Source organism: Collinsella sp. AF04-24, from assembly GCF_003465685.1.
GTDB classification, from domain to species: Bacteria; Actinomycetota; Coriobacteriia; order Coriobacteriales; family Coriobacteriaceae; genus Collinsella; species Collinsella aerofaciens_AP.
The window spans coordinates 26,606-48,462 of sequence record NZ_QSBK01000005.1; the positions used below are offsets into that span (position 1 = coordinate 26,606).

Annotated in this window: 21 protein-coding genes; 3 read left to right on the top strand and 18 right to left on the bottom strand. The window is 60.2% G+C overall.

The window, feature by feature from the left end; all coding sequences use genetic code 11:
• Positions 1 to 2: 2 nt before the first annotated feature.
• On the bottom strand, positions 3 to 587 hold the full coding sequence (gene pyrR, locus DWV32_RS02820; RefSeq protein ID WP_117654814.1) for a bifunctional pyr operon transcriptional regulator/uracil phosphoribosyltransferase PyrR: 585 nt from the start codon (positions 585 to 587) through the stop codon (positions 3 to 5).
• A 451-nt stretch (positions 588 to 1,038) separates the two neighbouring features.
• On the opposite strand from pyrR, the gene rpmB reads away from it, so the two are divergent.
• Entirely contained in the window at positions 1,039 to 1,227 is a 189-nt protein-coding gene (gene rpmB, locus DWV32_RS02825) for a 50S ribosomal protein L28 (protein WP_022094725.1), read from the top strand.
• A gap of 212 nt (positions 1,228 to 1,439) precedes the next feature.
• On the opposite strand, the gene DWV32_RS10105 is transcribed toward rpmB, so the two are convergent.
• Positions 1,440 to 1,745, bottom strand: a complete 306-nt coding sequence (locus DWV32_RS10105; RefSeq protein ID WP_147346205.1) for a hypothetical protein — start codon at positions 1,743 to 1,745, stop codon at positions 1,440 to 1,442.
• The gene (locus DWV32_RS02830; RefSeq protein ID WP_117757128.1) at positions 1,699 to 2,217 is read right to left on the bottom strand and encodes a transposase; all 519 of its coding nucleotides are present in this window, start codon (positions 2,215 to 2,217) and stop codon (positions 1,699 to 1,701) included. The genes DWV32_RS10105 and DWV32_RS02830 overlap by 47 nt, the downstream gene beginning before the upstream one ends.
• Positions 2,218 to 2,549: 332 nt before the next feature.
• Between DWV32_RS02830 and adhE the strand changes: the two genes are divergently transcribed.
• Together adhE and DWV32_RS02840 are read left to right on the top strand one after the other, a co-directional pair.
• Positions 2,550 to 5,198: a bifunctional acetaldehyde-CoA/alcohol dehydrogenase gene (gene adhE / locus DWV32_RS02835; RefSeq protein ID WP_055250041.1), complete on the top strand. Its 2,649-nt coding sequence runs from the start codon at positions 2,550 to 2,552 to the stop codon at positions 5,196 to 5,198.
• 88 nt (positions 5,199 to 5,286) lie between these two features.
• Positions 5,287 to 6,051 (top strand): aminoglycoside phosphotransferase family protein, encoded by a 765-nt coding sequence (locus tag DWV32_RS02840; RefSeq protein WP_006236119.1) that lies wholly within the window; start codon positions 5,287 to 5,289, stop codon positions 6,049 to 6,051.
• A 177-nt stretch (positions 6,052 to 6,228) separates the two neighbouring features.
• Here DWV32_RS02840 and DWV32_RS02845 read toward each other — a convergent pair whose 3' ends face one another.
• The 15 genes from DWV32_RS02845 to DWV32_RS02915 form a co-directional block, all read right to left on the bottom strand.
• The gene (locus tag DWV32_RS02845; protein WP_233502546.1) at positions 6,229 to 7,950 is read right to left on the bottom strand and encodes a proline--tRNA ligase; all 1,722 of its coding nucleotides are present in this window, start codon (positions 7,948 to 7,950) and stop codon (positions 6,229 to 6,231) included.
• Positions 7,951 to 9,033 (bottom strand): flavodoxin-dependent (E)-4-hydroxy-3-methylbut-2-enyl-diphosphate synthase, encoded by a 1,083-nt coding sequence (gene ispG, locus DWV32_RS02850; RefSeq protein ID WP_117564267.1) that lies wholly within the window; start codon positions 9,031 to 9,033, stop codon positions 7,951 to 7,953.
• Positions 9,034 to 9,046: 13 nt separating this feature from the next.
• A complete protein-coding gene (locus DWV32_RS02855; protein WP_117757129.1) occupies positions 9,047 to 10,408 on the bottom strand; it encodes an RIP metalloprotease in 1,362 nt (453 codons plus the stop codon).
• A gap of 25 nt (positions 10,409 to 10,433) precedes the next feature.
• Complete coding sequence (gene dxr, locus DWV32_RS02860; RefSeq protein WP_117564265.1) at positions 10,434 to 11,621, bottom strand: 1-deoxy-D-xylulose-5-phosphate reductoisomerase; 1,188 nt, start codon at positions 11,619 to 11,621, stop codon at positions 10,434 to 10,436.
• Entirely contained in the window at positions 11,621 to 12,535 is a 915-nt protein-coding gene (locus DWV32_RS02865; RefSeq protein ID WP_233502344.1) for a phosphatidate cytidylyltransferase, read from the bottom strand. Before DWV32_RS02865 ends, dxr begins: the two co-directional genes overlap by 1 nt.
• A gap of 2 nt (positions 12,536 to 12,537) precedes the next feature.
• Positions 12,538 to 13,332: an isoprenyl transferase gene (locus DWV32_RS02870; RefSeq protein ID WP_117757130.1), complete on the bottom strand. Its 795-nt coding sequence runs from the start codon at positions 13,330 to 13,332 to the stop codon at positions 12,538 to 12,540.
• A 1-nt stretch (position 13,333) separates the two neighbouring features.
• A complete protein-coding gene (gene frr, locus DWV32_RS02875) occupies positions 13,334 to 13,870 on the bottom strand; it encodes a ribosome recycling factor (RefSeq protein ID WP_006236112.1) in 537 nt (178 codons plus the stop codon).
• Between the two features lie 2 nt (positions 13,871 to 13,872).
• Positions 13,873 to 14,595: a UMP kinase gene (gene pyrH, locus DWV32_RS02880; protein WP_040359955.1), complete on the bottom strand. Its 723-nt coding sequence runs from the start codon at positions 14,593 to 14,595 to the stop codon at positions 13,873 to 13,875.
• 117 nt (positions 14,596 to 14,712) lie between these two features.
• On the bottom strand, positions 14,713 to 15,582 hold the full coding sequence (tsf, locus tag DWV32_RS02885) for a translation elongation factor Ts (protein WP_022094736.1): 870 nt from the start codon (positions 15,580 to 15,582) through the stop codon (positions 14,713 to 14,715).
• Positions 15,583 to 15,627: 45 nt separating this feature from the next.
• Positions 15,628 to 16,356 carry a 30S ribosomal protein S2 gene (rpsB, locus tag DWV32_RS02890; protein WP_006236109.1) on the bottom strand — a complete coding sequence of 243 codons (729 nt, stop codon included), beginning with the start codon at positions 16,354 to 16,356 and terminating at the stop codon, positions 15,628 to 15,630.
• Between the two features lie 219 nt (positions 16,357 to 16,575).
• Positions 16,576 to 17,529 (bottom strand): tyrosine recombinase, encoded by a 954-nt coding sequence (locus DWV32_RS02895; protein ID WP_117757131.1) that lies wholly within the window; start codon positions 17,527 to 17,529, stop codon positions 16,576 to 16,578.
• Positions 17,493 to 18,830: a methylenetetrahydrofolate--tRNA-(uracil(54)-C(5))-methyltransferase (FADH(2)-oxidizing) TrmFO gene (trmFO, locus tag DWV32_RS02900; RefSeq protein ID WP_117757132.1), complete on the bottom strand. Its 1,338-nt coding sequence runs from the start codon at positions 18,828 to 18,830 to the stop codon at positions 17,493 to 17,495. Before trmFO ends, DWV32_RS02895 begins: the two co-directional genes overlap by 37 nt.
• 14 nt (positions 18,831 to 18,844) lie before the next feature.
• Positions 18,845 to 19,780, bottom strand: a complete 936-nt coding sequence (locus DWV32_RS02905) for a DNA-processing protein DprA (RefSeq protein WP_316242581.1) — start codon at positions 19,778 to 19,780, stop codon at positions 18,845 to 18,847.
• On the bottom strand, positions 19,777 to 21,300 hold the full coding sequence (locus tag DWV32_RS02910; RefSeq protein WP_117757133.1) for a YifB family Mg chelatase-like AAA ATPase: 1,524 nt from the start codon (positions 21,298 to 21,300) through the stop codon (positions 19,777 to 19,779). Before DWV32_RS02910 ends, DWV32_RS02905 begins: the two co-directional genes overlap by 4 nt.
• Positions 21,300 to 21,785 carry a YraN family protein gene (locus DWV32_RS02915; RefSeq protein ID WP_117757134.1) on the bottom strand — a complete coding sequence of 162 codons (486 nt, stop codon included), beginning with the start codon at positions 21,783 to 21,785 and terminating at the stop codon, positions 21,300 to 21,302. The genes DWV32_RS02910 and DWV32_RS02915 overlap by 1 nt, the downstream gene beginning before the upstream one ends.
• Positions 21,786 to 21,857: the final 72 nt, after the last annotated feature.

The following is a 21,857-nucleotide window of genomic DNA, read 5'->3' on the forward strand; positions in this document are numbered from 1 at the left end:
TACTACTCACCTCCCAGCGGCGCGGAGCCCACGTGGGAACCCGGCGCGACGTCGTTAATCTCGACAGCGGTGCGGCCGTCTACTTCCTTCATATATAGGTGCACGTTCTCCTCATGCGACGAGGGAACGTTCTTGCCGACAAAGTCCGGCGAGATGGGGAGCTCACGGTGACCGCGGTCAACGAGAACTGCCAGCTCGATGCGGCTCGGACGGCCCAGGTCCATAACGGCGTCCAGAGCGGCGCGGATAGTACGGCCCGTATACAGGATGTCGTCCACCAGCACGACGCGCTTGCCGTCGACGCTGAAGGGAATGTTGGTAGCGTGGATCGCGGGAGCGAAATTGGTCGCATAGTCATCGCGGTAGAAGCTGATGTCCAGGCTGCCGAGCGGAACGTCGACGCCCTCGATCTCCTTGATCTCCTCGGCGAGCTTCTTTGCCAGAAGGTCGCCGCGCGTGACGATGCCGACCAGAGCGAGGTCTTCACAGCCCTCGTTGCGCTCGAGAATCTCGTGCGCGATGCGGGTCATCGCTCGATTGACGGCGGTCTCGTCCATGATGACCGCCTTGGGGGAAGTCGTGCCCATCGATCTCCTTCCTCACATGTCTTGACTGCTGACACAGTCAAAAAAATAGATGCCCGACCGCTTAAAGCGGACCAGACACCCACAGGAAGGGCTGCTCTTTGGCAGCTATGTAATTCCATGTGGGTATCTCGTACCCCTTTAATGGTCAAGGGATAGTGTAGCCAACCTCGAGCTTAATTGCGAGCATAAATACAGAACAATCCGTAAACGGAGCCCAATGCTCCATAAACCTATATATATTTGTGGGACGAGCTTGAAAACGCACGCACGAGCTGGCATAATCCCCTCTGCTGCACGCAAATCGGATCTACGTCCAGGGCCGTGGCGTGAGCACTATCGCCAAAAGAGGAATATCTCTGTGTAGATTACGCACAGGGAGCTGCTTCTGTGCTATAGTTCAGGCTTGTTTGTTAACGCGACATGTTCGTTTGTCGCCCAAGGAGGGTCAGTTATGTCCAAAGTTTGCGAAGTTTGCGGTAAGCACCCCGTTGCCGGTCGCTCCATCAGCCACTCTCACCGCGTCACCAACCGTAAGTTCCGCCCCAACATCCAGCGCGTTTACGTCGTCGTCGATGGTCACCGTCGCAAGATGAACGTTTGCTCCACCTGCCTCAAGTCCGGCAAGGTTGCGCGCTCCTAAATAAGGTCTTACCAACAAGTACCTCGGACTCTCCGGGTCAAAGACCTCGCGTTCACATAGAACTTACCAAAGGCGCCCTCACCTACGGAGGGCGCCTTTTTTACTCGCACTCATTGGGGACAGACTTACATGAGTGTTTTCACGCATTGGGGACAGACTTAGATGAATGCTTTCCTAAGTTCACAGTGCATAGATCGGCCCCACTCCACACCTCAGGCCGCCTCGTTCCAGCCTGTGGTGGCCTTGGTTACGCTTGTAGCGCCGATACCGGTGATACGGGCAATTTGCTTGACCGTGAGATGGGCCCGCCTGAGCCTTAGCAGACAGGCATCGCGTTCGGGGCGCGGCAGGGCCTTGAGCAGCACAGGATCAATGCTCGGCAGGGCCTCGCGTGCGACGGTGAGGGCATCCTCGTCGGGAATCCGTCGACGCGGAAGAATTTCAACTGACCAGATCCGCGCGGCAACTTCCTTAAGATGCTCGCAATAGCGACGGGAACCCCCGACAATATCGAGCATGGGGGGCCGCATCACAGATGTCAAAGGGATCGTAGCCCAGCTGGTATGCCTTATAGCTTGACCAACGGTACGCCTCGAGCGAGTCGAGCGCGCCTTTCACGGGATTAAGATGGATATAATCGAGTAACTGCACCGCCTGCGTGTCCGACTCGACCGCGACCCGCGAATAGCGATTATCAAACAGGTGGCCCGTTCTTCCGGTTTTCCCATTGAAATACTTGGCATAGGCCGTCAGCGCGCACTGCATTGACTTTGAAAGGTTATCAAATGGATCATCAACCATCAAATGGAAGTGGTTGTCCATAAGGCACCAGGCCAACACCGCCACGTCATGGCACGCGAACCTGTCCGAGATGTCCGATAAGAAACGATACCGGTCGGAATCGTCTTCAAAAATGATCTGTTTGGAGTTGCCGCGGTCAAAGACGTGGTAATAGCCGGTGAGCGAAATTTCGCGGGCGCATCGGGGCATGGTCTCTCCTTTCAAAGCCGTACAGGCAACACCTAAAAGGAGAGAAGGAACGCGAAATGCTGAGCCTGTGACCTATTTATAGCCAATCCGCGCCAAAAACAGGCCCAGAACGGCAAAATCGCAAATCCATGTCTGTCCCAAATGAGTGAAAGCACTCATGTAAGTCTGTCCCCAATGAGCGGGGCAATGCAATAGGCAGATAGTTATAGTTGAAACGTTTCAGTTGATTGAAACGTTTTAGTATGCCTTTTACGGGAATCTTACCGTTTACCGAATTATTTCTTGCTATCATGCAAGACGTAGGGTAAATCTCCGATCGCAAGGAGACACAAATGGTGAAAAAGTCACCGGAAAACACTACTCCCGCAATTGTGGACAACGTAGAGGCGCTTGAGGCTAAGCTCGCTCAGATGCGAGAGGCCCAGGCGCTTTTTGCTACGTACACGCAGGAGCAGGTCGACAAGATCTTCTATGAGGCCGCCATGGCCGCCAACAAGGCTCGTATCCCGTTGGCGAAGATGGCCATCGAGGAGACCGGCCGCGGCGTTCTTGAGGACAAGGTCATCAAGAACCACTACGCCGCAGAGTACATCTACAACGCTTACAAGAACACCAAGACCTGTGGTGTCCTGGAGCGCGACGAGGCTTATGGCATCACCAAGATCGCCGAGCCCATCGGTATCGTGGGCGCCGTCATCCCGACGACCAACCCCACCTCCACTGCGATCTTCAAGACGCTGATCAGCCTGAAGACCCGCAACGCCATCATCATCTCCCCGCACCCGGCTGCCGCCAAGTGCACCATCGCCGCCGCCAAGCTCGTGCTTGACGCCGCCGTCAAGGCCGGCGCCCCCGAGGGTATCATCGGCTGGGTCGATGTCCCCTCCATCGAGCTGACCAACATGGTCATGCGCGACGTCGACATCATCCTCGCCACCGGTGGCCCGGGCATGGTCAAGGCCGCCTACTCCTCGGGCAAGCCCGCCCTGGGCGTTGGCGCCGGTAACACCCCGGTCGTCATCGACGACACCGCCGACGTGCTGCTCGCCGTCAACTCCATCATCCACTCCAAGACCTTCGACAACGGCATGATCTGCGCTTCCGAGCAGTCCGTGACCGTCATCGACACCATCTATGACCAGGTTAAGGCCGAGTTCCAGAAGCGCGGCTGCTATTTCGTCAAGCAGGGTGCCGAGATGGAGGCCCTGCGTGCCGCCATGTTCAAGAACGGCGCCCTCGATCACCGCATTCCCGGCATGGCTGCCGCCAAGATCGCCGAGCTCGCCGGCATCGAGGTTCCCGCCAAGACCAAGATCCTGATCGCCGAGGTCACCTCCACCGACCCCGCCAAGGAAGAGTTCTCCCACGAGAAGCTCTCCCCGGTCCTGGCCATGTATCACGCCAAGGACTTCCAGGAGGCCGTCGACAAGGCCGAGCACCTGGTGCTCGCCGGTGGCCCGGGCCACACCGCCTCTCTGTACGTGCACCCCGCCCAGGCCGAGAAGATCAGTCTGTTCGAGCACGTCATGAAGGCCTGCCGTATCGTCATCAACACCCCGTCCTCGCACGGCGGCATCGGTGATCTGTACAACTTTGGCATGAAGCCGTCTCTGACCCTGGGCTGCGGCTCCTGGGGCGGCAACTCCGTCTCCGAGAACGTTGGGGTGAAGCACTTGATCAACGTTAAGACTGTGGCCGAGCGCCGTGAGAACATGCTGTGGTTCCGCGCTCCCGAGAAGGTCTACTTCAAGAAGGGTTCCACGCCCGTCGCCCTCGACGAGCTCGGTACCGTCATGGGCAAGAAGCGCGCCTTCATCGTCACCGACCAGTTCCTCTTCAAGAATGGCAACACCCGCGCCATCGAGGCCAAGCTCGACGAGATGGGCATCGCCCACGACTGCTTCTACGACGTCGAGCCCGATCCGTCGCTGCAGTGCGCACGTCGCGGCGCCAAGCAGATGGCTCTCTTTGAGCCGGACGTCATCATCGCCGTCGGCGGTGGCTCCGCTATGGACGCCGGCAAGATCATGTGGATGATGTACGAGCACCCCGAGTGCAAGTTTGAGGACATGGCCATGGACTTCATGGACATCCGCAAGCGTATCTTCACTTTCCCCGAGATGGGCAAGAAGGCCTACTTCGTCGCCGTCCCGACCTCTTCGGGTACCGGCTCCGAGTGCACGCCGTTCGCCATTATCACCGACAAGGAGACCGGCATCAAGTGGCCGCTCGCCGACTACGCGCTGCTCCCCAACATGGCTATCGTCGACGCCGACAACTGCATGACCGCCCCGCGCGGCCTGACCGCTGCCTCCGGCATCGACGTCATGACCCACGCCATCGAGTCCTACGTCTCCATCATGGCTTCCGACTACACCAAGGGCCTCTCCGAGCGCGCTGCTAAGCTCGTCTTCGAGAACCTGCCCTCCAGCTTCACGAACGGCGCCAAGGACCCGCACGCCCGCGAGGAGATGCACAACGCCTCCTGCATGGCCGGCATGGCCTTCGCCAACGCCTTCCTGGGCCTCAACCACTCCATGGCTCACAAGCTCGGCGCCTTCCATCACCTGCCCCACGGCCTCGCCAACGCCGTCATCCTGACCCGCGTTATGCGCTACAACGCCGCCGAGGCTCCCGTCAAGATGGGCACGTTCTCCCAGTATCCTTACCCCAACGCGCTGCACAACTACGCCGAGATGGCCAAGTACTGCGGCATCGAGGGCAAGGACGACAAGGAGGTCTTCGAGAACTTCATCACGAAGCTCGAGGAGCTCAAGGACTTCATCGGTGTCAAGAAGACCATCGCCGACTACGGTGTTGACGAGCAGTACTTCCTCGACACCCTCGACGAGATGACCGAGCAGGCATTCAACGACCAGTGCACCGGCGCTAACCCGCGCTACCCGCTCATGAGTGAGATCAAGGAGCTCTACCTGGACGCCTACTACGGCCGCGAGCCTCAGGACTACGCCGTCTGCTAGTTTTAGCACGGTTTTTAACGGCGGGGGTGCACGGGTGTTTCACACACCCCCGCCGTCGCTTCTATCGCATCGTTGAAAGGATGCAACCATGCTGCTACCCGATTCCAAGACCGAGCTCGTCCGCCGTGGCAACAAGGTCGTTTACGACCTGGGCGACAAGATTGTCAAGGTCTTTAACGAGACCAAGCCTGTCTCCGACGTGTTCAACGAGGCTTTGAATCTTGCCCGCATCAATGAGTGCGGCATCCGCAGCCCCAAGGCTCTCGAGGTTTCCCAGCTCGAGAACGCCAACGGCTGGGCGCTCGTGACCGAGAAGGTTCCGGGCACCACCCTTGCCGAGAAGATGACTGCCGAGCCCCAGCGCTTTGGTGAGTATCTCGAGATGTTCGTCGACCTCCAGATCGAGATCCACGGCTATACCTCCCCGCTGCTCAACCGTCAGCGCGACAAGTTCGCCCGCATGATCGACAGCCTTGATCAGCTCAATGCCACCACGCGCTACAACCTTCAGGAGCGTCTGGACGGCATGACCAAGGAGTTCAAGGTCTGCCACGGCGACTTCAACCCCTCCAACGTCATCGTCGGCGACGACGGCCAGCTCTATGTGTGCGACTGGGCACACGCCACCCAGGGCTCCCCTGCTGCCGACGTTGCCACCACCTACCTGCTCTTCGCCCTCAACAGCAAGGACCAGGCTGAGGCCTACTTGGAGCTCTACTGCGACCGCGCCGACATGCCCATGCAGGTCGTGCGTCAGTGGACGAGCATCGTCGCCGCTTCCGAGCTCGCTCGTAAGCGCAACGTGAACGATGAGTTCCTGAAGAACTGGATCGACGTCGTCGATTATCAGTAATATCTGAGCGATTTATTTCGCATCGGAGGCACAAGAAAACCCCGCAGCTCATTAGGGCTGTGGGGTTTTCCTTTTAGATATCGAGCATGCCACAAGATAAAAGGACGACCCCACATGTCCCCGATCTGGAGAAATGCGGGGCCGTCCCGTATTTCGAACTACATGTGAAATCGCCGATTAACGGCGGGCCGCCTTAACAAGCTCGGCAACCTTGGCGACGACCTCGTCAATCGCCACGTCCTCGCGCTCGCCCGTGGCACGGTCCTTGAGCTCAACGGTGCCATTCTTAAGGCCACGCTTGCCAAGCACCACCTGATACGGGAATCCCATAAGGTCGTTATCGGCAAACTTAAAGCCGGGACGCTCGTCACGGTCGTCGACGACGACCTCGATACCCTCGGCGCACAAGCCCTCGACGATTTGGTCGCAGACGGTTGCGCACTCCTCCTTCTTGGGATCGAGCGGAATCACAGCGACCTCGTACGGGGCAACGGAAACCGGCCAGACGATACCGTGCTCGTCGTTGTGCTGCTCCACGACGGCAGCAAGCGAGCGGGACACGCCCACGCCGTAGCAACCCATGATAAGCGGCTTCTCCTTGCCGTCCTCGTCCATAAAGGTGGCGCCCATGGCCTCGGAATACTTGGTACCCAGCTGGAAGACCTGCGAAACCTCGATGCCGCGAGCAGCAGAGAGCGGCTTGCCGCAGTGCGGGCAGGGATCGCCGGCAACGACGGTTACCAGGTCGGCCCACTCGTCGACGGTAAAGTCGCGCTCGGGGCAGGCACCGGTAAAGTGATAATCGACCTCGTTGGCACCGCAGGCCCACTGCTTGGACTCGCGCAGGCTCTCGTCGCACACCAGCCGAATGCCCTCGGGCAGGTTAACCGGTCCGATAAAGCCCTTATGCAGACCGTAGGTCTGGAGCTCCTCATCAGTCATCATGCGATAGCCCTTGCCAAAGACATGCTCGGCCTTGCAATCGTTGAGCTCGTGGTCGCCCGGAACAATGGCCACGACGGGCTTGCCCTCGGCGTCGATGAGTGCCAGAGACTTACGCGTGCCGTTCTCGGGGAAGCCGAAGAACTTTGCAACGGCCTCGATGGTGCCCATGCCCGGAGTCTCGACCTTGGTAAGCGTACCGTCGCCAGGACCCTCGGTCACAACGACCTTGGTGCTTGCGGCCTCGTCATCGGCAGCAAAGCCGCAATCGTCGCAGTAGACGAGCGAAGCCTCGCCGGCGTCGGCCAAAGCCATGTACTCGACGGAGGTATCGCCACCGATCTCGCCGGAGTCGGCGACAACGGGCAGAGCCTTGATGTAGCAGCGCTCGCAAATGTTGGCATAGGCCTGCTTCATCTTGTCGTACTCCTCCTGCAGACTCTCCTGCGTGGCGGAGAAGCTGTAGGCGTCCTTCATGATGAACTCGCGACCGCGCATCAGGCCAAAGCGAGGGCGGAACTCGTCGCGGAACTTGTCCTGAATGTGGTACAGGTTGACGGGCAGCTGCTTATAGGAGCGCAGCTCATTGCGCACTAGGGCCGTGACGGTCTCCTCGTGCGTGGGTCCGAGCACAAACTCGCGGCCGTGGCGGTCATCAAAGCGCACAAGCTCCTTGCCATAGGCATCGATACGGCCGGACTCACGCCACAGCTCGGCATCGACCATGATGGGCATCATGAGCTCCTGAGCACCGGCGGCATCCATCTCGTCGCGCACGATGTTCTCGATCTTGCGGATCGAGCGCCAAGCGAGCGGCAGATAGGAATACAGGCCGGCGGCCTCCTTGCGGATCATGCCAGCGCGAAGCAGCAGACGGTGGCTCGCTAGCTCGGCATCCGCCGGATCCTCTTTGAGCGTCGGCGCATAGAGCTTAGACATATACATTGCTCGGGTCATTTATTTCTCCTCAATAAGTTTGTCGACCTCGGCCATAAGCGCGTCGACAATTTGATCCTCAGCTACTTTACCAATGATCTGGCCATGCGAAAAGAGCAGGCCCTGACCACGTCCGCAGGCAACACCCAGGTCGGCGTCAGATGCCTCTCCGGGGCCGTTGACCGCACATCCCATCACGGCGATCGAAAGCGGCGCGGAATAGTTCTTAAGCCGCTCGGTGACCTCCTCGGCGATGGGAATCAGGTTAACCTGGCAGCGGGCGCACGTGGGGCACGAGACGATCTCGGGACCACGGCGACGCAGGCCCAGCGACTGTAGAATTCCCCAGGCGACCGGCGGCTCCTCAACCGGATCGGCCGTGAGCGACACACGCATGGTGTCACCGATGCCTTCGGAAAGCAAGATACCCAAGCCTACAGAGCTCTTGATGGTGCCCTGAAGCTTGGTCCCCGCCTCCGTCACGCCCAGGTGGAGCGGAACATGCGGTATCTCGCGCGACAGGGCGCGATAGGTATCAAGTGTCGTCTGTACGCTATGGGCCTTGGCGGATAGCACGATGTTGGTAAACCCACGGTCCTCAAAGTGCCGCACAAAGCGTTCGCTCGACATCACGAGCTTTTCGGGCTGCGTGAGGTCGTCGCGCTCGGCAATATCTTGCTCAAGCGAGCCCGCGTTCACGCCAATGCGAATCGCGCAGCCCGCGGCACCCGCGGCATCGATGACGGCATCGACCTTAGCCCAATCGCCGATATTGCCGGGGTTGATGCGCAGCTTAGAGGCACCAGCCTCGACAGCGCCAATGGCAAGCTTATGGTTAAAATGGATATCGGCGACGATTGGTACCGGAGACTCGGCACAAATCGTGCGAAAGCCCTCGAGCGCAGCCTCGGTAGGCACGCTCACGCGCACGATATCGCAGCCAGCCTGCGCCAACGCGCACACTTGCGCAAGCGTTGCCTGAGCATCAGCAGTATCGGTGCAGGTCATAGACTGAACCACGACCGGAGCGCCACCACCGATCTGCACGCCGCCCACATGCACGGGGCGCGTCAACTCGCGAGGCAAAGGATGGGATAAAGACAATCCAAACACTCCCCTACAGAATAAATCGAAGGATGTCGGAACGAAGCATATAGACAAACAGCAATGCGAAGAGCGCGACGCCCACATAGCTCACGATCGTCTGGACCTTGAGCGGCAGCTCGCGGCCAGCAATCTTTTGAATGATCTCAATAAGCAGCTTGCCGCCATCGAGTGGTGGGATGGGCAGCAGGTTCATAAAGCCAAGCGAGAACGAAATGAGCGCGGCAAACGACAAGAACATGACGGGACCGGCAGCAGCTGCCTGCGAGGACATGACGCTAATACCCACGATCGAAGAGGACTGATCGAGGATCTCCATCGTATGCTGCGGCTGGAGCAGGCGCATCACGCCCTCCGCTGTCTGCGCAACATACGAGAAGGAGAGGCGCGCCGAGGTGATGGGGTCCAAACGGACCACCTGCGTAGAGGCATAAACGCCCAGACGTTCGTCCTCTTTGAGTGCGACCGAGGTCGAGCACTGCTTGCCATCGCGCTCATACTCAATAGCAATATCGTCCTTACCGGCAGCCTTGCCGATGGCATCGTAGACATCCATCCAAGTGGAACATGAGACACCGTCAACCGAAAGGATCGCGTCACCGCCCTCGATACCCGCCTTGGCGGCAATAGACCCCTCGTCAACCTGACCGATCACGTTGGTATCCATCGGCACGGTGACACCCGCAATGGAATAGATGCTCATAAAGAGCAAAAAACCCGTCAAGATATTGACGATAATGCCCGCGAGCAGCATAAAGGCGCGCTTGAGAAAGCCTTGGCCAAGATAGGTGTGCGAGCGCTCTTGCGCAAGGAACTCGGCCTCGCCGCACGGCAGCTCCCACACATCGCCCTCGGCAGTCGCATGTTCGCGATCGAAACGACGACCATCAAAGGTGGTATAGCCTGCCGTGTCTCGCGGCAACGTCTGATATTTGGTGGGATAGTAGCTCGGCGAGGGCTTCTCCCCTTCCTCATACCAGGGCGCGATGGAGCCCCAGCCCAGCAAAAGGGCGCATGCCTCGAGCACATCCTCCTCGGAAAGCTCGAGCTCGACAGCAAGGTCGGCCACGGTCACGCGACCATGACGATAGATAGCCGCGAGCACGCGGTCGGCGCACGAAACATCGGTCGGATCCATACCGCAGATGGCAGCGTAGCCACCCAGCAGCAGCGGGGTCACGCCAAACTTGGTTCCAATGCGACGCGACGTGTAATGGATGTCAAAGCGGCACGGCAGACCCAAAAAGAACTCGGTCACACGGACGCCGCAGGCACGCGCCGCCAAAAAGTGGCCGCCCTCGTGCAAAAACACGAGGACGGAAAGCATCAGCAGGCCCCAAAAGACCGATGAGAGAACGCTCAGAACAGTATCCATAAAACGAAAAAGCAATCCTTATGGGTTAGGAACGAGTTGCGGCGAGCACCTGCGCAGCCTTTTCACGCGCCCACGCATCGATGTCGCGAAGCTGCTCAAACGAATCGACCACCTGCATATCGTGGGCGTCCATGCAGGATTCCACAATGCGATCGATATCGGTAAAGCTGCAGCCATCGTGCAGGAAGGCATCGACGGCGACCTCGTTGGCGGCATTGAGAACGCACGGCATGGTGCCACCCGTCTTGCCGGCACGCTCGGCCAGTGCCAGACAGCGGAAGGTATCCATGTCGGCAGCATCAAACGTGAGCTGCCCCAGCTCGCGGAAATCGATACGAGGCGCCGGAGTATCCCAACGCTCGGGATACGAGAACGCGAACTGGATGGGGATACGCATGTCGGATGCACCGAGATGCGCCATCACGGAGCCGTCGGCGAACTCGACCATAGAGTGAATCTTGGACTGACGCTGCACGACCACGTTAATGAAATCGAGGTCGCAGTTAAACAGATGCATGGCCTCAATGCGCTCCAGGCCCTTGTTCATGAGGGTGGCGGAGTCAATGGTGATCTTGGCACCCATGGCCCACGTGGGATGCGCGAGGGCATCGGCACGCGTCACGCGATCGAGCTCGTCGCGCGTGCGGCCAAAGAACGGACCGCCCGAGCAGGTGAGCCAAATGCAGTGGGCCTCGCGCGGGTTCTCCCCCAGATAGCACTGGTAGATGGCGGAATGCTCAGAGTCGACCGGAATAAGCTGGCCCGGTTGCGCCAACGGCATAAGCAAGTCGCCACCGACGACGAGGGACTCCTTGTTGGCAAGGGCAAGGCGCTTATTCGAGGTCAAGGCCGCATGGCTCGCCTCGAGACCGGCGGCGCCCACAATAGCGACGAGCACGCAGTCGACATCGTCGCGACGCGCGAGCTCGCAAACCGCCTGCGCGCCAACGCCGAGCTGTGTGCCCTCGGGCAACTCCTGCAGCACGGCGTCATCGCCATGAGCGACATCGGCAACGGCAACCGCCGGAACCGAGAACTCGCGGGCAGCGGCAACGAGCTCCGAGGTGCTGGAATTAACGGACAGCGCCGTCACCTGCAGGCGATCGGCATGCTGGCGGCACACATCGAGCGCCTGGGTGCCGATAGAGCCCGTACAACCCAGGATGGCAACGCGAAGGCGTCCATCGGGGCCATACGTCGTCTGGAAGGACATTACAGCACGCCTCCGATCATCAGCAACAGCTGTGCGGTGATGCAACCGAAGATAAGCGAATCGCTACGATCGAGCATTCCGCCGTGGCCCGGGATAAGGTTGCCGGAATCCTTGACGCCCACACCGCGCTTGATGCGCGACTCGATAAGGTCGCCGATAACGCCCAGAATGGACACGACCACGCCGCACAGCAGCGCATAGGGCAGGCTGAGCTTGTAGAAGTGCGTCGCCCACAGGATGAGCCAAATCAAAACCGAGCCCAAGATGCCGCCGGCAAACCCCTCCCAGCTCTTTTTGGGGGAGATCTTGGGAACCATCTTGTGCTTGCCGATACGGCTGCCCACGATGTAGGCAAACGAATCGGAGACCCAAAGGGACGCGCAAACGCCCACTGAAAGCAGGGCGCCGGCAAAACCGGGCACGGCATCGCGCAGCAGCACGATAGCCGACAGCATAAAGCCAGTGTAGATGGGACCCATGAGCGTCACGGCCACATCAGAGATGCGGGTACGCGGCGACCAGACATACCAAATGCCCACAGCGAGCATCAAGGCAAAAAGCAGGGCATTCAGCAACATCGAATCGCCCAACGCCGACAGCGGAAAGAGTACGGCGGCAGCGATACCCATGCGCTCGTTAGCCATCTTGCCATCGAGCCTTGTCATACGGAAAAACTCATAGCAGCACAGACCGCTCATGACAGAAACAAAGATGGCCGTGGGCACGATACCCAAAACCAGGCACAGGATAAAGACAACGGCGTAGACGATACCGGCGGCGGCACGGGTAATAAAGCCCGCCAGCCACGAACCGGTGCCGCTCTTCGCTGCAGGCGCTCCCGCAGTGGCAGCCTTGCGCGCAGGCGCCGCGGAAACTGGCGTCTTGGGAGCAGATGCCTTGGGACGATCGGACACGATTAAGCCTCCTCGGTCTTGCTCAGTCCACCAAACCTACGGTCACGGCCCTGATAGGCCAAAATGGCGTCGACAAGGCCCCAACGATCAAAGTCAGGCCAATAGGTATCGGTGACGTAGAATTCGGAATAAGCCACCTGCCACAGCAGATAGTTCGAAAGGCGCAGCTCACCAGAGGTGCGAATCACAAGTTCGGGATCGGGAAGACCGGCGGTATAGAGGTGGGAAGCCACCATGTCGTCATCAATTGCGGCAGGATCGATCTTACCGGCGGCAGCGTCGGATGCGATCTGACGGACAGCGCGGGTAATCTCGGCACGCGCGCCGTAGTTGACGGCAAGCGCCAGCGTCATACCGGTGTGATCGGCGCACTCGGCAAGACCGCGCTCAAAAACGTCGCGAGTCTTCTTGGGCAGCGCGGAAATGTCACCCAAAAAGACTACGCGCACATTTTCGCGCTTCAGAAGCGGCAGCTCGTCGATAAACGTCTTGGCAAACAGATGCATCAAGACGTTGACCTCATGCTGCGGACGGTTCCAGTTTTCGGTAGAAAACGCATAGGCAGAAAGCACGTCGACGCCCAGGCGCACGCAGGCGGTAATGATCTCGCGCAGCGAGAGGATACCTGCCTTATGACCCTCGGTGCGTGCAAGACCGCGCGACGTGGCCCAACGACCGTTGCCGTCCATGATGCACGAGATATGGTGCGGAATGTTATTGAGGTCAAGGTCGGAAAAACCGACGCCCGCAGGGGCGTCGGCAAAGTACTCGACCAGTTTATGCTCGTCGTATTGCACCTTAGATCTCCATGACCTCGGCTTCTTTTTCCTTCAGAAGCTCCTCGACCTTGGCGACATACTCATCGGTGTGCTTCTGGACCTTGGCCTGCTCGCGACGGACATCGTCCTCGGTGAGCTCCTCATCGCGCTCGAGCTTATTGTTGAAGTCGCGACGGATGTTACGGATAGACACCTTGGCCTGCTCGGCGTACTCGCGGCACTCCTTGACGAGTTCGCGACGGCGCTCCTCAGTGGGGGCCGGGAACGGCAGACGAACGACGGTGCCATCGGAGTTGGGGGTAATGCCCAGATCGGAAGCGCCGATGGCCTTGACGATAGCATTGATGAGCGCCTTATCCCACGGCTCGATGAGCAGCATGTGAGCCTCGGGGGTCTTGACGGCGGCAACCTGCGTGACCGGCGTGGGGACACCGTAATAATCGACGGTGATGTCGGACAGAATGTTGGCGTTGGCACGACCGGTACGGACCTTGGAGAAGTTATGCTTGAGGGACTCGAGCGACTTGTCCATATGGGCGGTGATGTTCTCTGCCATGCTTAATCCTCCTGATAGACGAGCGTGCCAACGGGCTCACCCGCGAGCGCGCGCTTGACGGTGTCCTCGCCATCGATGTTGAGGACCAAAATCGGCATACGGTTATCCTGGCACAGGGCCGTAGCCGTGGAATCCATAACCTGCAGACCGCGAACGAGAACCTCGTGATAGGTAATCTTGTCAAAACGGACGGCATCAGCGCACTTGACGGGATCCTTGTCGTAGATGCCGTCAACCTTGGTGGCTTTAATCAGAATCTCGGCGCCGATCTCGCACGCACGAAGAGCCGCGGCGGTGTCGGTCGTAAAGTACGGATTGCCCGAACCGGCGGCAAAAATAACGACGTTGCCCTTGGAAAGGTGGTTGATGGCGCGACGGCGAATATAGGGCTCGCAGATCTCGTTCATCTGGATAGCGCTCATCACACGGCAGGGAACGTCGTTATGCTCGAAAGCATCCTGCAGGGCGAGCGCGTTCATAACGGTCGCGAGCATGCCCATGTAGTCGGCCTGAGCACGCTCCATGCCACCGGCAGCGCCTGCCATGCCGCGGAAAATATTGCCGCCGCCGACAACGACGCCGACCTCATGGCCAACGGCGAGCAGCTCCTTGACCTGCTTGGCAAGATGATCGGTAACCTTGGGGTCGATGCCATATTGGCCGTCGCCCATCAGCGCTTCGCCGGAAAGCTTAAGAAGCACTCGTTTATATCGGATGTCGGACAAAGCGATCCTCCTTTAATTAGACTCTCAATATGATATCAAAGGCTCTGATAAGAGCCATGAAAAAGCAGGCTGTGAGTAAAACCCACAGCCTGCTCATTACCAGCTACAAGAGCTTATTTACTCGCCACGGACCAGACGGTCAAAGGCAACGACGGTAATGGTGTCGCCGAGCTCCTTGGAGACCTGCTCAGCGTACTTCTTGATGGTGAGGGAGCTGTCCTTGATGAACTCCTGCTCGGTGAGCACGGACTGCTTGTAGAACTTCTCCAGACGGCCAACAGCCATCTTCTCCTGGATAGCCTCGGGCTTGCCGGACTCGGCAGCCTGGGCCATGTAGATCTGCTTCTCGTGCTCGACGGTCTCGGCCGGAACCTGATCGCGGGTAGCGCAGATCGGGGCGACGGCGGCAACCTGAAGGGCAACGTCGTGAGCGAAGGTCTTGAAGGACTCAGCCTGAGCGGTCTCGGCCTTCTCGAAGGCGAACTCGACGAGGACGCCGATCTTACCACCCATGTGGATGTAAGAAGCGAGCGCGCCGTTCTCGGCCTTGCGGGCAGCGAAGCGGGAGATCTTCATGTTCTCGCCCATGATGTGAATCATCTCGGTGAGCTCGGAGGAAACGGTCTCCTCGCCCATCGGCTTCTCGAGCAGAGCGTCGACGTCAGCAGGCTCGGTGGTAGCGACAACCTCAGCGACCTTAGAAGCAAAGCCGGTGAACTTGGCGTTGGAGCCAACGAAGTCGGTCTCGCAGGAGAGCTCGAGCAGAGCGCCGGTCTTGCCATCCTCGGAGACGAATGCGGCGACAGCGCCCTCGTTGGTCTCACGGCCAGCCTTCTTGGCAGCCTTGGCAAGGCCGTTCTTACGCAGAACGTCGACAGCGGCGTCCATGTCGCCGTCAGCCTCGACGAGAGCCTTCTTGCACTCCATCATCGGGGAGTCGGTCATCTCGCGGAGCTGCTTGACCATAGCGGCGGTAATCTGGGCCATTGTGGTTCCTTTCAAAGAGATGAAAAAGAATTAACTAAGACTGATTTACTCGGCCTTGGGCTCAGCGGCCATCTCGGCCTCGGAGACCTGCTCCTTACCGGAGCCAGCGAGGCAGGCGTCAGCCATGAGCTCGCACATAAGGGTGACAGCGGAGATAGCGTCATCGTTGCAGGGGATGCCGTACTCGACCTCGTCGGGATCGGAGTTGGTGTCGATCAGAGCGACGACGGGGATGTTCAGGCGCTGAGCCTCCTTGATGGCGTTCTCCTCGCGCTTAGTGTCGATGACGAAGAGAGCCTGGGGCAGACCCTTCATGTCGCGGGCGCCACCGAGGTTGGTCTGGAGCTTGGTGAGCTCCTTGCCGAGCACAGCCTGCTCCTTCTTGGGGAGCACTGCCATGCGGCCGTCCTCGACCATGGCCTCGAGCTCCTCCATGCGGTTGATGCGGGAGCGGATGGTGACGAAGTTGGTCAGCATACCGCCGAGCCAACGCTGATTGATGTAGGGCATATTAGCGCGCTCAGCAGCGTTCTTGACGGCCTCCTGAGCCTGCTTCTTGGTGCCGACGAACAGCACGTTGCCGCCCTTGGCGACGTTCTTGACGAAGGTGTAGGCCTGGTCGGCGTCGAGGATGGTCTGCTTGAGGTCGAGGATGTAGATGCCGTTGCGCTCACCGAAGATGAACGGCTTCATCTTGGGGTTCCAGCGACGGGTCTGGTGACCGAAGTGGCAGCCGGCCTCGAGCAGGGTGCGGATATTAATCTTGGTAGCCATGTTAAACCTCCTGTGGTTTGCCTCCGCGCGGGGTCATCCTCCAAAACCAACCCGGACATGTGCTACCAAAGCCCGGGCACCACGGTATGAAGTAGCCGCGCGTGCGTGATAAAAACCTGTTGCCGTGAAGCAACCCGATGAATGATAGCAGGAATGCATCTTCCTGCCAACCCGCAATCAAAACCACACACCTGAGCGCGGCGCGGGACGTCCCAGCCACTATTCGCCGCGGGGATGGGCTTGAGCCACAGCCCGCTTAAGCCGATCGGGTGTGAGATGCGTGTAGATCTGCGTCGTGGACAGGCTCGCATGACCTAGCAGCTCTTGAACCGAGCGCAGGTCCGCGCCGCCCTCGAGCAAGTCGGTCGCAAAGGTATGGCGCATCGCATGCGGGGCGATGTCGGCCGGAATGCCGGCGAGCGTCGCCAGCATATGAAACCGCCGCCTGAGCATGGCGGCACTCATGCGATTACCGCGCGCCGATATAAGCAGCGGATGCGGCCCGGTAGCGGGGTCACGACGCTTTGCCTGAGCGAGCAACTCCGGCCTCCCCTCCTCAATATAGAGACGCGTCGCCTCGAGCGCACGACGATACAGAGGGACGATACGTTCTTTGCTCCCCTTGCCCCACAGGCGCAGCGTGCGTTCGGACCACGCAATGGACTCCACATTGAGTGCTGCGAGCTCAGAGATACGGGCGCCCGAGGCATAGAGCAGCTCGAGCATCGCCGCATCGCGCAGTCCCGCGGGTGTTGAGGTATCAGGCGTCTTGAGCAGCGCCTCCACCTGTTGGGTCGTCAGCACACCGGGTAGATCGCGCGGGAGCTTGGGCGAGGAAATTGCCGAGACCACATCGCCCTCCACGACCCCCTCGGCAGCCATCCACCGATAGAGCGAGCGAATGGCAGACAGGTGTGCCGCAAGGGTCCGAGCCGCCATCTGGCTACGCGACAGCTCGGCCAAATAGGAGCGAACGGTCCGTACGTCGGCAGCGCGAGCGTCGATGCCCTCGCGGTCGCACCACGCGGCGAAGCGCTCGAGCCGCGAGGCGTAGGCGGTTACCGTATTGGGAGCGAGCCCTTCGACTCGTGCGATATAGGCGATAAACGAGTCGACGGCATCGTACAGGTCAAAAGCTATGACCTCTCGCCTCCAAACAGATCGGAGCGCGATTCCAGATAGGCATCCAGGGCCTTGAGGGCGCGGTCCGCGTAAGCCTGGTAACGATCGCGCTTGCTGCGGCGCTTACCATCCTCGAGTGGCGGCACCAGGCCAAAGTTGACATGCATAGGCTGATAGCCCACGGTGGCAGGATCGGTCGCATAGCCCACGAGCGCACCCAGGGCGCCCACGCGCGGCAACTCGACGCCCGCGGCACCGATAGCCTCGGCATAGGTGTTGAGCGCCGCGAGCAGACCTGTCGCCACGGCTTCCATGTACCCCTCGGTGCCGGTGATCTGACCGGCCAGGCGCACGCCGGTACCGGGCACGGCAAAGGTGCCATCGAGCACGTGCGGGGCGTCGACAAAGGTATTGCGGTGCATGACACCGTAGCGGAAGAACTCAGCGTTCTCCAGGCCCGGCACCATATGGAAGACGCGCTTCTGCTCGCCAAAGGTCAGGTTGGTCTGGAAGCCCACCAGGTTATAGGCGGTCTTCTCCTTGTTCTCGGCACGCAGCTGAATCGCCGCCCAGGGGCGACGTCCGGTACGCGGGTCGGTGAGGCCGACGGGCTTCATGGCGCCAAAGCGAATGGCGTCCTTGCCGGTGCGCGCAACTTCCTCGGCAGGCTGGCAGGCCTGGAACAGATCGCCGCCCTCAAAGTCTTTGAGCACCACGCGGTCGGCCGTGGTAAGTGCCTCGATAAAGGCCTCGTACTCCTCCTTGTTGAGCGGAGCGTTGAGATAGTCGCCGCTCCCCTGCTCCTCGTAGCGCGACTGCGAAAACAGCACGTCCATATCGAGCGTGGAGGCATCGACGATCGGCGCCGCGGCATCGAAGAACGCAAGGGCGTCGCCACCGACGAGCTTCATGACCTCTTCGCTCAGCGCCGGTGAACACAGCGGGCCCGCGGCAATGACCACGTGGCCCTCGGGAATCTGCGTGACCTCGCCGTGCGCGACCTCGATATTGGGACGGGCGGCAACCTCGGCCTCGACAAGCTCGGAAAACTTGACGCGGTCGACCGCCAGGGCACCGCCGGCGGGAACAGCCGCGCGATGGGCGCAATCGAGCAGGACTGAACCCATGCGCTTAAGCTCGGCCTTCAGCAAACCAGCCGCGGAATCCGGACGGGTCGACTTAAACGAATTGGAGCAGACGAGCTCTGCCAAGTGATCGGTATGGTGAGCCGGGGAGCTAACCTGGGGGCGCATCTCGCACAGCTTTACGGCAAAACCGCGGTCTGCCAGCTGGATCGCGCATTCCGAACCCGCCAGACCGCCACCGATAACCGTCACCTGATCGAACTGCATCTGCAAACACCTTTCTAATTGACACGTTTTCCATTGTGACCGAAGGGCGTCTGGGCGTGAAGGGCAAACTTGGAGGGCGCATACCTTCCATCCATCATGCGCTCGATAAGGCCCTCGAGTTCAAGCGAACCCAAGAGTTTGAGTACGCCGACAGCATCGAGCGAGACGAGCGCCGCGATGTCGTCGACCTTGAGCGGAGAGGCGATGAGTGCATGCATCACGGTCTGCTGTGTTTGATCCAGGTCGGCAATGCCGGGAGCATCGGGGCGCGAGTAGCGCAGGGTGCCGTAGATGCGTGAGATAGCCATCTCGATAGATTCCTCGTCGATGATGCAGCAGGCACCGTTCGCAATGAGGTAATTCGTGCCACGCGACTCGGGCGATAGGATCGACCCCGGCACGGCAAGAAGTTCTCGCCCCAAATCCATAGCAGCCTCGGCTGTAGAAAACGTCCCGGAAGGCATACCCGCCTCGGATACAAAGAGGGCTTGCGACAAGGCCGCGATTACGCGATTGCGGCGCGGAAAGGCAAACTTGCGCGGACCCATGCCCCACGGAGAGATCGACACGACCGCGCCACCCGTATCGAGCGTGCGCGTAATAAGCCCCGCGCTCGAACGCGGGTAGACCACGTCGGCGCCCGTCCCCAGCACCACGACGTGTTTGCCGCCAGCGTTGACCGCAGCCCAACCCGAGGCCTGGTCACAACCGACCGCGCCGCCCGAGACTACCGTCACGCCCGCCTCGACCGCCACCTTTGACGCAAGCTCTGCCACGGCAAGACCATACGGCGAGGCCTTGCGCGCGCCGATGATGGAGAGCGCGGGCGTCGAAAGCACCTCGGGGTTGCCGCGCACATAGAGCGTCTGGGGTACATCAGAAAGCTCCAAAACGGTCTCGGGATACAACGTATCACCTGGATGCAGCTCGAAGGTTCCCTCGGCCATCATTGGTCCCTCCTTCCCTGGTACATCGCCGCCTCGAGCACGTGGTCCTGCGTCACATGCTCGCTCTCGGCGACATCTGCGATCGTGCGCGCAATGCGAACCAGGCGCACGATGCCGCGGCCCGTGAGATGCGTGCGCTTCGACAGGCCGAGCACACACTTCTCCGCCGCATCATCGAGCTCAAAGGTCGAAACGACGCCGTCAATGGACCGTGTCTCGTCATCCTCGGCCTCGGCATCAGCATCGTCCATACGGGATTCGCGCCAAGCGCGAAAAGCGCGACCGCGCACAACGTAGTCACGTAACTCGGCAGACGACATACCCTCCGCACCCTCGATAATCACTTGGGGGTCGGGACGGGTCACATCGATCATCATGTCGATACGGTCGGCCAAAGGACCGCGCAGTTTAGACCGATAGCGCTCGACCATCGCCGCCGAGCAGCGACACGGCACCTCGCGATCACCCAAGAAGCCGCAGGGGCAAGGGTTACTCGCAGCCAGCAGCTGAAAGCGCGACGGGAAGGTAAAGGCCCCGTCGACGCGTACGATCCTGACGTAGCCGCGTTCGATGGGCTGACGCAGCGTCTGCAGCACACCCGTGGGAAACTCAGCAAGCTCGTCCAAAAAGAGCACGCCGCCATGAGCCAGGCTGATCTCACCCGGATGCACCGGGCGCCCTCCGCCAATGAGGCCAGCCGTTGATATGCTGTGATGGGGACTTCGAAACGGCCGATGACCTGCCAATAAGCCATCGATGTTCTCACCCAAAACCGAATGGATGCACAGCGCTTCCTGCTGGTCCTCAACGGAAAGCTCGGGCAGAATGCCGGTCATACGGCGCGCGAGCATGGTCTTACCCGAACCGGGCGAGCCGATCATGAGCAGGCCGAGCTCGCCGGCGGCCGCAAGCGCCATGCCGCGTTTAGCGACTTCCTGCCCCAGCACATCGGCATAGTCGAGTTCGGGCTCAAAGGTCGTCTCAACACCCTCGGAATCCAGATAATGACGCACGGCATCGCCCATGCCGCGAGCAAGCTGAGACAGATGATCGATAAAGCCGCAATCAACGCCCGCAAGCGGCACATGCTGATCGGACCTGCCGGCGATAAAGGACAGCCCCATGTCACGAGCCAGCAGCTGAAACGCCACCTCGCCCTTGACGGGAAGCACCGTACCGTCCAAGCCGAGCTCGCCGGCGATAAGGCAGCGATCGAGGTTGTCACGGGGAATCTGCCCATCGGCCGCCAGAACCGCGATGGCGATGGGCAGATCAAAGCCGCTACCGGTCTTGCGAATATCGCCGGGCGCTAGGTTGACCGTAATGCCCGAGCGTGGGATCTCGAACCCGGCGGAGCGCATCGCGCAGCGAATACGACCGCGTGACTCCATCACCTCCATACTCGGAATGCCGAGCATTTGGATGCCCGGAACACCACCGGCAAGCGAGACCTCGACCGTGACGTGAATCGCCTCGACGCCACGGATGCAGGCCGCGTGAACGGCAAACGTCTCGAACGCCATCACGACACCTGCCAATCGAACGCGTTGTACTGATGCTCGATCTCGGCGATATGCCCGCCACGAATGGTGACACCCACGGCATCGAAGCGAATCGCCTTGAGCGGATAATGCTCCATGAGATAGCAACTTGCGATGCGGCGGTAGCGGCGTTGCTTTTGGGCGTCCACGGCCTCCTCGGGAAAGACCCGCGTGCTGCAATCCAGTGCGACGCGTCTGGTCTTGACCTCGGCCATCACCACGACATCGTCGAGTTCATCGAGCAGCACCAGATCGGCCTCGCCCTCGGAGCAACGATAACCCTGCTCCAGCAAGGTGTAGCCGCGCTCGTTAAAGTAGTCGATGGTGATCAGCTCGCCCAGCATGCCCAGCTCGCGGGGACTGAGTCCCTTGATAAAGTCGGGCGTCATCGCCCCGCAGTCGAGCTCGCCGTTTTCCCAACGCTCCTTGAGCTGCTGCGTCTTGCTCTTTTTGCTTGCGGCACTCATGGGGTCTCCTTTCCCGCACGCTGCATTGCCCCGATGATGAGGGCACCTTTCGTGCGGGTAAGTACCGGAAGC